Here is a 12,448-nt window from a genome sequence, read left to right on the forward strand (position 1 = left end):
TGCTCACTTCAGCCTGCTGGAGGCGAGGATGGACACCAGGTGCAGCAGGGTCTGCAGCAGGGCGATGCCGGCCAGGACCGCGACACCCAGCCGGGAGAAGAACAGGTCGCCGCGCACCTGGTCGACGATCGCCAGGACCAGGATCAGCAGGGACGCCTCGATGCCGAGGATCAGCCGGTGGAACTTGAACGCGGCGGCGGCACGGCGGGCCAGTGCCATGCCGGAGGACCGCATCTCGGACGCGGCCTCCTTGACCGGGGGCTTGCCCGCCTGGTGGCGGGCGACGCCGACCAGGTCGGTCTCGGCCTTGATGAGAATGGCACCGAGCGCGGCCAGGGTGCCGAGGAAGGCCCACAGCCAGTCGATACGGCCGCCGCCCCACAGGTCGGCGGCGCGCAGGCCGAAGCCGGTGAGCACCGCGGCGTCGGTCAGATAGGCGCCTACCCGGTCCAGGTAGACGCCGTTCAGCGAGTACTGCTTCTTCCAGCGGGCGATCTCGCCGTCGACGCAGTCCAGCAGCAGATACATCTGGACGCACACCACGCCGAGCACGGCGCCCGGGATCCCCGGCAGCAGAAGTGCGGGGGCCGCGAGCACGCCGAAGACGGTCATCAGGTACGTGAGCTGGTTGGGCGTGACCCTGGTGTTCACCAGGTAGCGGTCGACGCGCAGGGAGACCTCTCGCATGTAGAGGCGTCCCATCCAGTGCTCACCGCTGCGCCGGTCCTTCACCCCCGCGGGGTGGACGACCGGACGGAGTTCAGCTACCGATGGCCTTGACATAGTCGGCGTAGGTGTCCTTGATCTGGTTCGTCTTGAGGTCGAGGTGTTCGAGGATCGTGTAACGGCCGGGACGGGTCTCCGGGGCGAATTCCACGACGCGGACGAACTCGTCCACGCTGAAGCCGATCTCCTCCGGCAGCACCGGAAGCCCGTGCCGGCGCAGCACGTCGACCATGTACGCCGACTCCTCATGGGCGCCGCGCAGGTACATCGCGAAGGCCGCGCCCAGCCCGCACTGTTCGCCGTGGGCGGCCGCGCGCTTGGGGAACAGCAGGTCGAAGGCGTGGTTGATCTCGTGGCAGGAGCCGGAGGACGGGCGGGAGTCACCGGAGATCGACATCGAGATACCGCTGAGCACCAGCGCCTCGGCGAGCACCTGCAGGAACTCGTTCTCGCCGATGCCGCCGGGGTGCCTGAGGACCGCCTCGCCGGCCTGCCGGGCCATGGCCGCGGCGAGACCGTCGATCTTCTCGCCGTTGACCCGGTTCGACAGCTCCCAGTCCGCGACCGCGTTGATGTTGGAGATCGCGTCACCGATGCCGGCCCGGACGAAGCGGGCCGGGGCCTCGCGGATCACGTCCAGGTCGATGACCACCGCGATGGGGTTCGGCACTCCGTAGGAGCCGCGCCCCGCGTCGTTGTCGAGCGTGGCGACCGGTGAGCACAGGCCGTCGTGCGCGAGGTTCGTCGGCACGGCGACCAGGGGCAGGCCGACACGGGCCGCGGCGAACTTGGCGCAGTCGATGATCTTGCCGCCGCCGAGGCCGACCACGGCGTCGTAGTGGCCGGACTTCATCTCGCCGGCCAGCCGGATCGCGTCGTCGAGGGTGCCGCCGCCGACCTCGTACCAGCTGGCGCCGGGCAACGAGGGGGCGATGCGCTCGCGCAGCTTGGTGCCGGAGCCACCGCTGACGGCGACGGCGAGCCGGCCGGACTGCGCGATGCGCTCGTCGGCGAGGACACCGGCCAGGTCGTCCAGGGCACCCGGGCGGATGTCCACGACGACCGGCGAGGGAATCAGCCGGGTCAGTAGCGGCACGCGATCTCCCGTCCCTTGGCGAGGTCGTCGTGGTTGTCGATCTCGACCCACTCGACGTCGCCGATCGGCGCCACGTCGATCCGGAAGCCGCGATTGACCAGCTCCTGGTACCCGTGCTCGTAGAACTGCTGCGGGTCCGCCTCCCAGACCGTCTTCAGCGCGTCGGCCAGCTCGGGGGCGGCGTCGCCCTCGATCAGGGTGACGCCGATGTACTCGCCGGTGGCCTCGGCCGGGTCCATCAGCTTGGTGATCTTCGTCATGCCCTTCTCGGGGTCGACGACGACCTTCATCTCCTCGTCCGCGAGGGACTTCACGGTGTCCAGCGCGAGGATGATCCGCTTGCCCTCGCCGCGAGCCGCGAGCAGTGTCTTCTCGACGGAGACCGGGTGCACGGTGTCGCCGTTGGCGAGGATCACGCCGTCCTTGAGGGCGTCACGGCCGCACCACAGGGAGTAGGCGTTGTTCCACTCCTCGGCCTTGTCGTTGTCGATGAGGGTGAGCTTGAGGCCGTACTTCTGCTCCAGGGCCGCCTTGCGCTCGTACACGGCCTCCTTGCGGTAGCCGACGATGATCGCGACCTCGGTCAGACCGACCTCGGCGAAGTTGGCTAGGGTCAGGTCGAGGACCGTGGGTTCGCCCTCTATGCCCGCGGGCCCCACCGGCACCAACGCCTTGGGCAGGGTGTCGGTATAGGGGCGCAGACGCCGGCCGGCGCCGGCCGCCAGCACGAGGCCGATCATGCAGGTTCTCCTTCGTCGTGTACGGCTGGGGCCCCTGCGGAGACCCAGAAACGGATGCTCTCGGCGAGCACCACGAGGGCGACGGCCACGGCGAGGACCGTGAGCGCGACCGTGAACTGCGAGGCGGTGAGCACCGCGGCCAGGACGGTGACGAGCAGCGTCCGCCCTTCGTGCCCCCCGATGACGCGCACCAGCCAGGCCGGGGGCGCTCCGGCGTTGCCGCGGATGCGGTACACCGTGTCGTAGTGATGGTAGGCGACGGCCGCCGCCAGGCCGAAAGCCGCAGGGAGAGCACCGTTCACCCCTGCTTTACCGGCGAGGGCGAGCACGGTGCCGTACTCGGCGGCCCGGAAGAAGGGCGGGACCAGCCAGTCGAGGGCGCCCTTGAGGGGGCGGGCCACGGCGAGGGCCGAGGTGAGGACGTAGGCGAGGGCGCCGATCACCGGCAGCACCGAGCCGTACCCGGAGAGGGCGGAGCAGACGACCACCGCGGCACCGCCCAGCAACGCCGCGGCGGGCACGGCGAGACCGGGCAGGCCCCGCGGTGCGACCCGCCCGAGGGCGTCCGCCAGCGGTCCGGAGTCGGCGAGGTCCGCCAGCGCCCGGGCGGCCCGGTCGGTGCGCCGGGCCTTGCGGGTCAGGGAGCGCAGCAAGCGCCCTGCCGTGGTGTAGGTCGCGGCGACGGCGCAGCCGACGAGCAGCGCGTAGAAGGTGATCCGCGGGGTGGTGGCCGCGGTGAGGACCGCGATCATCGCCCAGCGCTCGCCGATCGGCAGCACTATCATCCGCCGCATCCACACCGTCCAGCCGACGCTGTCGAGCTTGTCGGAGAGCGCGGCCGTGGGGCTGGTGTTGGCGGCGGCGTCGTGGTTGGCCTCGTTGAAGGAGAAGTCGACCACGTGCCGGCAGGTCTGCAGGACCATCGCGCCGAGGGCGAGGGCCCACACGTCGTCGCCGCCCCGGGCCGCCCCCAGCGCGAGGCCGGCGTAGTAGGCGTACTCCTTGGCCCGGTCGAAGGTGGCGTCGAGCCAGGCGCCGAGCGTGGAGTACTTCAGGGCGTAGCGGGCGAGCTGGCCGTCGGTGCAGTCCAGCACGAAGGAGGCGATCAGCAGTACGCCGGCCGCTATGAAGCCGACGCGCGTGCCCGTGGCCGCGCAGCCCGCCGCGATGAGCGCGGTGAGCAGCGAGGCGGTGGTGACCTGGTTCGGGGTCAGACCGTGGCGGGCGCACCAGCGGGCGATGTAGCGCGAGTAAGGGCTGATGAAGAAGGTGGTGAAGAAGCCGTCTCGGGACTTCACCGCCGACTTCAGGCGTACGGCCTCGTCGTCGACGGCGGCTACGGCCTGCCGTGCCTCGTTGCGGGCCTGCGGATCGGCGGGGACGGCGGCGACCAGGCTGCCGAGCTCCGGCCGGTGCACCTCGCAGCCGTCGGCGTCGAGGGCGGTGACGACGCGGTCGGTGAGGTGGTCCACGGCGAGCGCGGTGCCTCCGCCGACGGAGGTCTCGCGGGCCACGGCCCGGGTCAGCTCCTGCCGGGCGGCCGGCTGGGCGGTGACGGCGCCGGGGATGGCGGAGAGCGCGAAGCGCGGGTCGGTCAGGCCGAGGCGCAGGGTGTGCCGGTGACCGACGAAGCGGGCGTCGACCAGGGCCACGCGGTCGCCGGCGGGCGCCGCGGCGAGCAGGGTCTCCGCCTCGGCGGCGTCCGCTGCCACCCGGACGTCGAAGCCGAGCGACCGCAGATCGTTCTCGAGGGACGATCCCGGGACCGGCTGACCCGTGACGATGGCGGTCGACAACCGAACTCACTCCCTGGGTGCCGGCGCGAACGCCGGTCTCTTGCGTGGTGGGGCGCCCTGTCAGCGGCACCCGGGCGGCATGTCGGCAGAGGCTATCCGATGGGCGGGAGCCCCTGTTCACCGGCCGTTCACGGCCCGGCCCACGGGGCCTGCCCCGGCCTTTGCCGCGATCATCATCGGGGATCCGGGGCCCGCCCCACAAACCCATGGGCACAGACCCGGGCATCCGGGACACCCGGCGCGTCGGCACCTCGGCATAGGGTGAACGACCATGACGTGGCTGATCACCGGCGGAGCCGGATACATCGGGGCGCATGTGGCCCGGGCCATGGCCGGCGCCGGGGAGAGCGTCGTGGCCCTGGACGATCTGTCGGCGGCGGTGCCCGCCCGGCTGCCCGCGGACGTCCCGCTGGTCGAGGGCTCGACGCTGGACGGGGCCCGGCTGCAGCGGGTCTTCGCCGAGTACGACGTCACGGGCGTCGTCCACCTCGCGGCGCGCAAGCAGGTCGCCGAGTCGGTGGCGCAGCCCATCCGGTACTACCGGGAGAACGTCGGCGGTCTGGCCACGCTGCTGGACGCGGTCGCCGGGGCGGGGATCGACCGCCTGGTGTTCTCCTCGTCGGCGGCGGTGTACGGCAACCCGGACGTGGACCTGATCACCGAGGACACCCCGTGTGCGCCGGTGAACCCCTACGGCGAGACCAAGCTGGCCGGTGAGTGGCTGGTGCGGGCGGCCGGAAAGGCGCACGGAATCTCCACGGTGTGCCTGCGCTATTTCAACGTGGCGGGCGCGGCGGCGCCGGAGCTCGCGGACACCGGCGTGTTCAACATCGTGCCGATGGTCTTCGACCGGCTCACCCGCGACGAGGCCCCGCGGATCTTCGGTGCCGACTACCCGACGCCGGACGGCACCTGCGTCCGGGACTACATCCACGTGTCCGATCTCGCCGAGGCCCACCTCGCCGCGGCGCGCCGGCTCGCCGACGGGGGCCTGTCCGGTGATCTGACGCTCAACATCGGGCGGGGCGAGGGAGTCTCGGTGCGCGAGCTGATCACGGTCATCGGGGAGGTCTCCGGGGACCGCCGGGAGCCGGTGGTGGAGGCGCGCAGGCCGGGGGACGCGCCGCGCGCGGTCGCGTCGGCCGAGCGGGCCACCGAGCAGCTTGGCTGGCGGGCCCGGCGCGGGGTCCAGGAGATGGTCGCCTCGGCGTGGCAGGGCTGGCGGCTGCATCACGGCGGCCGAGCCGGGGATGCACCGAGGGTGCGCCGGGGCTGAGCCGCACCCGTTCTGACCTGCGGAACGTTTCCGCAGGTCAGGGCACATGACAACGGTGTTCAGTGCCGCGTTGCCCCATACCCCCCACCCGTAGTTCACTGGGCCGAGCCGGACGGATACGGAAGGGCGGATGTCATGGGGGCAGGGCACGACCACGGGCACGCGCACAACCATGCGCCGCCCACGGCGACGGCCGCGGCCGCGTACCGGGGCCGGCTGCGGATCGCGCTGGGCATCACGCTCACGATCATGGTGGTGGAGATCGTCGGCGGTCTGGTCGCGGACTCGCTCGCGCTGATCGCGGACGCGGCGCACATGGCGACCGACGCGGTGGGTCTCGGCATGGCCCTGCTCGCGATCCACTTCGCCAACCGCCCGCCGAGCACCAACCGCACCTTCGGCTACGCCCGCGCCGAGATCCTCGCCGCCCTGGCCAACTGCGTGCTGCTGCTCGGGGTCGGCGGATACGTCCTGTACGAGGCGATCCAGCGGTTCGTGACGCCCGCGGAGACCCGTGGCGGCCTGATGATCGTGTTCGGTCTGATCGGCCTGCTGGCGAACTCGGTCTCGCTGACCCTGCTGATGCGCGGGCAGAAGGAGAGCCTGAACGTGCGCGGCGCCTTTCTCGAGGTCGCCGCGGACGCGTTGGGCTCGTTCGCGGTGCTGGTGTCGGCGGCGGTGATCCTGACCACCGGGTGGCAGGGCGCCGACCCGGTCGCCTCGCTGGTCATCGGCGTGATGATCGTGCCCAGGACGCTGAAGCTGCTGCGCGAGACGTTGGACGTGCTGCTGGAGGCGGCACCGAAGAACGTCGACATGGCCGAGGTGCGGGCGCACATCCTGGCGCTGGACGGCGTGGAGGACGTACACGACCTGCACGCATGGACGATCACCTCCGGGATGCCGGTGCTGTCGGCGCATGTGGTGGTCAGCTCGGAAGTGCTGAGCGCCGTCGGCCACGAGAAGCTGCTGCACGAGCTGCAGGGCTGCCTCGGCGACCACTTCGACGTGGCGCACTGCACCTTCCAGCTGGAGCCGAGCGGGCACGCCGAGCACGAGGCACGGCTGTGCCACTGACGGGACGCACGGGCGGTCTGGACCCGTCCCGGACGGTTCCGTGATCTCCGGACCGGGCACGATGATCTACCGGGTCCGCCTTCCGGTGCCGCGCCGCGCGCCGACGTGCCGGGAAGTGCCGGGAGTGCCGGATTCGTACGGCAGACTTGGGGTGCGAAGACCGAGGCGAAGGATGGGTATGCCGATCACACCTGCCAGCGCGACGCACAGCGCGTCGAATGGCACCGCAGAGGCGATTTTGCTGGAACTGGTCGACGAGAAGGGTGTGACGATCGGCACGGCGGAGAAGCTCGCCGCGCACCAGCCGCCGGGACAGCTGCACCGCGCGTTCTCGGTGTTCCTCTTCGACGAACAGGGCCGGCTGCTGCTCCAGCAGCGGGCGCTCGGCAAGTACCACTCCCCCGGTGTGTGGTCCAACACCTGCTGCGGCCATCCGTACCCGGGCGAGGCACCGTTCGCCGCGGCGGCCCGGCGCACGTACGAGGAGCTCGGCGTGTCGCCCTCGCTGCTGGCGGAGGCGGGCACGGTCCGCTACAACCACCCCGACCCCGCCTCGGGCCTGGTCGAGCAGGAGTACAACCACCTGTTCGTCGGCCTGGTGCAGGCACCGCTCGCACCGGACGCCGAGGAGGTCGCCCAGACCGTCTTCGTGACGGCGGCCGAGCTGGCCGAGCGCCACGCCCGCGATCCCTTCTCGGCCTGGTTCATGACGGTCCTGGACGCGGCTCGCGCGGCGATCAGAGAGCTGACGGGCCCGTCCGCGGGCTGGTGACCCACCCACGACAACGCCTGCGGCACGACGACAGCGCCGGCGGGCCTGCGATGCACCACCCGCGCCGCCCCGGGACCACGGCAGCTCCGCCGACCCGCCAGCCACGCAGCCTCACCGGCCTGCGACTCAGTAGCCCGCCGGCCTCGGGGGCACGACAGCCTCGCGGGCCTCGGGGCCACGCAGCCCCGCTGCCCGCGACGTCACGCACACCGACCTGCGGTCTCAACGGCCTCACCGGCCTGCAGCGCCACGACAGCCCCGCCGACCGGCGAAGCCACACAGCCTCACCGGCCTCGGAGCCACGCAGCCCCGCTGCCCGCGACGTCGACACACACCGACCTGCGGTCTCAACGGCCTCACCGGCCTGCAGCGCCACGACAGCCCCGCCGACCGGCGAAGCCACACAGCCTCACCGGCCTCGGAGCCACGCAGCCCCGCTGCCCGCGACGTCGACACACACCGACCTGCGGTCTCACGGCCTCACCGGCCTGTAGCGCCACGACAGCCCCGCCGACCGGCGAAGCCACACAGCCTCACCGGCCTCGGAGCCACGCACGCTCACCGACCTGCGGCTCGGCAGCCTCGCCCACCTCGGGGGCTCGGCAGCTTCGCCGGCCTGCGGGTCCCCACGCACACCGGCTTGCGGGGCCACGCAGCCTCGCCGGCCTGCGGTCGAGCACCCTTGGCGGCCTCGGGACCACGGTGCTCTCGCCGCCTGCGAGGTCGTCGCGCGCACCAGCCTGCGGTCTCGCCGGCCTGCAGCGCTACCGCAGTCCTGTGGGACCACGCAGTCTCACCGGCCGCGGGTCAACACCCTCGCCGGCCTCGGGCCACGGCGGTCCGTCGGCCTGTGGTTCGACGCCCACGCCGGCCCGGGGGCACGGCGACCTCGTCGTCTGCGGGTGGCAGTCGCGGGGTGAAGCCGGGTTACGGCAGCGTGGCGGGCTTGAGGGGTAGGGCGGCCCAGATGACCTTGCCGCCGCTCGCGGTGTGCTCCACGTCGACCGTCCCGCCCGCCTCCCGCGCCACCTCGCGGACCAGCAGCAGGCCCCGGCCACCGGTCTGGCCGTGGTCGGCCTCCAGGGCGGTCGGACGGTAGGGATGGTTGTCCTCCACGGACACCCGCACCCACTCGGCTCCGACGGCAACCTCCACGGCCAGCATCGGCGACAGCAGCGCCGCGTGCCGGACCGCGTTGGTGACCAGCTCCGAGACGATCAGCAGCAGGCCGTACACCAGCTCGTCGGAGACCGGCACGCCCTGGCGCAGCAGCAGGTCCCGTACGGCATGCCGGGCCTGCGGGACCGAGGCGTCCACCGCGGCGGCAGTGAACCGCCAGACGCCTTCGTACGGCAGTGGATCGGGCAGCCGCTCGGCGCCCCCCGCTGGGCGCGGGCCGTCCCCGCGCCCGTGGTTGTCCATCGTCCGGTCGCCACCCTCGCGCTCGATTGTCACCACACGTCGAGTGTTGGTAACGATCCGCTCAGGCCCCTAGGACTGAACACAAGTCAGCGGGTATCGAACGGTTTCTGACCGAGTGCGTATGACACGGTCACGTGTGGGACTGTTCCTGTCGCCCGGACGCCGGTTCGCGAACTAGTCGGGTCGTACGGGTTTGGGACTGCCCCTACTCGGAGACGAGCCCGACGACACGCCGCCCGCCGTAACCGGTGGCCACGAGGGCGAGGCCGTCGAAGAGCAGGGCGAGCGAGAGGAAGGCGCCGATGACGTACTGGCTGCTGCTCGGCCAGGAGGCGAGGACCAGGATCCCCAGCAGCAGGTCGAAGGCGCCGAGCAGCAGTGTCCAGCCCAGCTGCGGTCCGCGCACGACCAGGCCGCCGACCAGCCGGAAGAGGCCCGCGGAGAGGAACAGCAGCGCGGCGAACATGGTGAGCGCGGCCGCCGCGGCGTGCGGCAGACGGATGACGACGACACCGGCCGCGATGTTCAGGGCGGCGACGATGACACCGAGCCAGAAGAAGCTGGTGCCACGGGCCTGGATCGCGTGCACCAGACCGACGATCCCGCCGATCAGCAGCAGCCAGCCGAACAACAGCATCGAGGTGAGCGTGGCGACCCCGGCGTAGACGAGTCCGACGATCCCGGCGAGCACGAGGAGCACACCGAGCGCGGTGAGCAGGCTGAAGCCGCGGTGGAGTTTCGTCGCGCTGTCTCCGCGTGTGCCGGCCCTGGCCATCGCCGCCTCCTCGGTCCACGCCGCTTACCACTTCCTCCCTCTTTGTCCCCATTGAGCAGGTTTCGTAACGCACCGCACCTGCCAAACCCGCGCTGTCCGTGCCCATCGAACCCCCCGATACGATCCGCGCATGGAGCCCCAGCTGTCGCACCGCACCGAAGGCGCTGTCGCCACCGTCGTCATCGGCAACCCGGCCAAGCGCAACGCCATGACCGCCGCGATGTGGCGGGCCCTCCCGCCGCTGCTGGACGAGCTGGCGCGGGACCCGGGCGTACGGGCGCTGGTGCTCACCGGTGAGGGCGGAACCTTCTGCGCGGGCGCCGACATCAGCACGCTCCAGGGCTCCCCCGAGGAGGCACAGCGACTCGCCGTGGCCGCCGAGGAGGCGCTCGCCGCGTTCCCCAAGCCGACCCTGGCCGCCGTGCGCGGGCACTGCGTGGGCGGCGGGGCACAGCTCGCCGCGGCCTGCGATCTACGGCTGGCGGAGGAGGGCGCGCTGTTCGGAGTGACTCCGGCGCGGCTCGGCATCGTCTATCCGGCCCCCTCGACCCGCCGCCTGGTGTCGCTGGTGGGCCCGGCCACCGCCAAGTACCTGTTGTTCACGGCCGAGTTGATCGACGCCGGGCGGGCGCTCGGCACCGGGCTCGTGGACGAGGTGCTGCCGGAGGGCGAACTGGACAAGCGGGTCGCGGAGTTGGCCCGGATCCTGGTCTCCCGCTCGCAGCTGACCCAGGCCGCCGCGAAGGAGTTCGCGGGCGGCCGTACCGACCGGGACGCCCACTGGGCGCGGACGGCGCGCGGCAACCCCGACACCGCGGAAGGGGTCGCCGCGTTCCTGGAGCGCCGGCAGCCGCGGTTCACATGGAGCGTGTCTACGTCAGGATGAAACGGCTCCGCGCCCGCAACCGCTCGACGAGATGGGCGGGGGCCTTGTCCGGGGAGCCGGCGGCGTAGGGCGGCCGCGGGTCGTACTCCGTGGCGAGCTGGAGAGCCTGGGCGTGTTCGTCGCCGGCGATGCGGCCGGCCAGGGTGAGGGCCATGTCGATGCCGGCGGAGACACCGGCCGCGGTGACGTACTTTCCGTCCGTCACGACCCGCTCCTCGGCCGGCTCGGCACCGAACCGCTTCAGCTGGTCGAGCGCCAGCCAGTGCGAGGTCGCGCGCCGGCCGTCCAGCAGGCCCGCGGCGGCCAGCAGCAGCGAGCCCGTGCACACCGAGGTGGTCCAGGTGCTGGCCGCGTCGACGTCGCGCAGCCAGTCCAGCAGCGGACGGTGCTCCATGAGGTCGCTCTGCCCCGGGCCGCCCGGGACGATCACCAGGTCCGGCCGCGGGACCTCGGCCAGCGACCGGTCGGCGACGACCCCGAGCGCACGGGTGTCGGTGCGGACGGGACCGGTGCGCTCGGCGACGAACACGGTCTCGGCACCGGGGAGGCGGGAGAGGATCTCGTAGGGGCCGACGGCGTCGAGGGCGGTGAACCGGTCATAGACGACGATGGCGATCTGCATGGCGTGTCCCTTCGTGGGGTCGATGGGGCCCAGGTGGGCTGAGCGGCCGCGAACGTCCGTGCTGAAGCCGTTGCGCGGGCGCGGCGGAGTATCAGGGGCGATGGGGGGCCTCGACGGGCCAGGGCCGATGCGGGCGTCCGTCGGCGATGGCCGGTCCAGTGGGCCGTCACCGGGCGCAGAACGCCGGTGCCGGTGGCCGGGCTCAGCTGGCCACGGCCGGGCGGAAGCGGCGGCGGTATTCGGCCGGGGGTGTGGCGAGGGCCTTGACGAAGGCGCGGCGCATGGCCTCGGGGGTGCCGTAACCGCTGGCGCGGGCGACCTCCTCGATGTTGTCGGGGGTGTCCTCCAGCAGGCGGCGGGCGTGTTCCAGGCGGACGCGGTCGACGTAGCGGCCCGGGGTCATACCGGTCTCCTCGCGGAAGGCGCGGGCGAAGTGGCGAGGTGAAAGGCGGGCGCGGGCGGCTAGCGCGTCGATCGTCAGGTCGCCGCCCGGATGCTCGGCGATCCAGCGCTGGACCTCCCGCAGCGGTGCGCGCTGCGCGGTCTGCGCGGCGAGCTGGGCACTGAACTGCGCCTGGTTTCCGGGCCGGCGCAGGAACACCACCAGGTGCCGGGCGACGGCGAGCGCGACGTCCCGGTCCAGGTCCTCCTCGACCAGGGCGAGGGCCAGGTCGATGCCGGAGGTCACCCCGGCCGAGGTGGCGACGTGCCCGTCCCGGACGTAGATCGGCTCCGGATCCACGGCGACCGCCGGGTGGTCGCGGGCGAGCTTGTCGCAGTAGGCCCAGTGGGTCGTCGCCCGGCGGCCGTCGAGGAGTCCGGCGGCGGCGACCAGGATGGCGCCTGTGCACACCGAGACCAGGCGCGGGACGCGCGGTCCGCGGGCACGCAGCCAGTCGATCACCCGGGGGTCGGGGTGGCGCGTGCCCTCGCCGCCGGGCACCAGCAGGGTGTGCGGGTCGGCGGCGGCGGTGAGTGCCTCGTCCGGTACGAGGGTCAGGCCGCTGGAGGTGCGCACCGGGCCGCCGTCCAGCGAGGCCGTACGGACCCGGTAGGTGCCCGGCGTGTGCCTCTCGGCGCCCGCGAACACCTCGAGCGGCCCGGTGACGTCGAGGCTCTGGAAGCCGTCGAAGACGACGAAGAGGAGGGTCCGCCGGTGGGCCGTTTCCTCGATTGGCTGCGTCATGCCCTCGATTCTTCGCCTGCGGGAGTGTGGCAGCAATGACGTGTTTCCCACGTTTTCTGCCATGCCCGGCGCCG

The 12,448-nt window shown here is 72.3% G+C and carries 12 protein-coding genes; 4 read left to right on the forward strand and 8 right to left on the reverse strand.

The window, feature by feature from the left end; genetic code table 11:
• Positions 1–3: 3 nt before the first annotated feature.
• Genes ACFYOH_RS19060 through ACFYOH_RS19075 form a run of 4 tightly spaced genes read right to left on the reverse strand, consistent with a single transcriptional unit; the run spans position 4 to position 4,358 of the window.
• The gene (locus tag ACFYOH_RS19060; RefSeq protein WP_388626928.1) at positions 4–783 is read right to left on the reverse strand and encodes a CDP-alcohol phosphatidyltransferase family protein; all 780 of its coding nucleotides are present in this window, start codon (positions 781–783) and stop codon (positions 4–6) included.
• A complete protein-coding gene (locus tag ACFYOH_RS19065; protein ID WP_388626930.1) occupies positions 761–1,822 on the reverse strand; it encodes an iron-containing alcohol dehydrogenase family protein in 1,062 nt (353 codons plus the stop codon). Before ACFYOH_RS19065 ends, ACFYOH_RS19060 begins: the two co-directional genes overlap by 23 nt.
• Positions 1,810–2,562 (reverse strand): sugar phosphate nucleotidyltransferase, encoded by a 753-nt coding sequence (locus tag ACFYOH_RS19070; protein WP_388626931.1) that lies wholly within the window; start codon positions 2,560–2,562, stop codon positions 1,810–1,812. Before ACFYOH_RS19070 ends, ACFYOH_RS19065 begins: the two co-directional genes overlap by 13 nt.
• The gene (locus ACFYOH_RS19075; protein WP_388626933.1) at positions 2,559–4,358 is read right to left on the reverse strand and encodes a DUF5941 domain-containing protein; all 1,800 of its coding nucleotides are present in this window, start codon (positions 4,356–4,358) and stop codon (positions 2,559–2,561) included. The genes ACFYOH_RS19070 and ACFYOH_RS19075 overlap by 4 nt, the downstream gene beginning before the upstream one ends.
• A gap of 271 nt (positions 4,359–4,629) precedes the next feature.
• Between ACFYOH_RS19075 and galE the strand changes: the two genes are divergently transcribed.
• From galE to idi, 3 genes are all read left to right on the forward strand, one after another.
• The gene (galE, locus tag ACFYOH_RS19080; protein WP_388626935.1) at positions 4,630–5,634 is read left to right on the forward strand and encodes a UDP-glucose 4-epimerase GalE; all 1,005 of its coding nucleotides are present in this window, start codon (positions 4,630–4,632) and stop codon (positions 5,632–5,634) included.
• A 135-nt stretch (positions 5,635–5,769) separates the two neighbouring features.
• The gene (locus ACFYOH_RS19085; RefSeq protein WP_388626936.1) at positions 5,770–6,711 is read left to right on the forward strand and encodes a cation diffusion facilitator family transporter; all 942 of its coding nucleotides are present in this window, start codon (positions 5,770–5,772) and stop codon (positions 6,709–6,711) included.
• A gap of 178 nt (positions 6,712–6,889) precedes the next feature.
• Positions 6,890–7,483 carry an isopentenyl-diphosphate Delta-isomerase gene (gene idi, locus ACFYOH_RS19090; protein WP_388626937.1) on the forward strand — a complete coding sequence of 198 codons (594 nt, stop codon included), beginning with the start codon at positions 6,890–6,892 and terminating at the stop codon, positions 7,481–7,483.
• 927 nt (positions 7,484–8,410) lie between these two features.
• Here the strand turns inward: idi and ACFYOH_RS19095 are convergent.
• Together ACFYOH_RS19095 and ACFYOH_RS19100 are read right to left on the reverse strand one after the other, a co-directional pair.
• Entirely contained in the window at positions 8,411–8,905 is a 495-nt protein-coding gene (locus ACFYOH_RS19095) for an ATP-binding protein (protein ID WP_388627208.1), read from the reverse strand.
• A gap of 205 nt (positions 8,906–9,110) precedes the next feature.
• Positions 9,111–9,680: an HdeD family acid-resistance protein gene (locus tag ACFYOH_RS19100; RefSeq protein WP_388626938.1), complete on the reverse strand. Its 570-nt coding sequence runs from the start codon at positions 9,678–9,680 to the stop codon at positions 9,111–9,113.
• 130 nt (positions 9,681–9,810) lie between these two features.
• Here ACFYOH_RS19100 and ACFYOH_RS19105 point away from each other — a divergent pair, with 130 nt between their 5' ends.
• Positions 9,811–10,566, forward strand: a complete 756-nt coding sequence (locus tag ACFYOH_RS19105) for an enoyl-CoA hydratase/isomerase family protein (protein ID WP_388626940.1) — start codon at positions 9,811–9,813, stop codon at positions 10,564–10,566.
• On the opposite strand, the gene ACFYOH_RS19110 is transcribed toward ACFYOH_RS19105, so the two are convergent.
• Positions 10,553–11,188 carry a DJ-1/PfpI family protein gene (locus ACFYOH_RS19110; RefSeq protein ID WP_388626942.1) on the reverse strand — a complete coding sequence of 212 codons (636 nt, stop codon included), beginning with the start codon at positions 11,186–11,188 and terminating at the stop codon, positions 10,553–10,555. The genes ACFYOH_RS19105 and ACFYOH_RS19110 overlap by 14 nt on opposite strands.
• 202 nt (positions 11,189–11,390) lie before the next feature.
• Positions 11,391–12,374, reverse strand: a complete 984-nt coding sequence (locus tag ACFYOH_RS19115; RefSeq protein ID WP_388626943.1) for a GlxA family transcriptional regulator — start codon at positions 12,372–12,374, stop codon at positions 11,391–11,393.
• Positions 12,375–12,448 lie beyond the last annotated feature (74 nt).

Origin of the sequence: Streptomyces sp. NPDC007856, assembly GCF_042868225.1 — a bacterium.
In the GTDB taxonomy this organism is placed as follows: domain Bacteria; phylum Actinomycetota; class Actinomycetes; order Streptomycetales; family Streptomycetaceae; genus Streptomyces.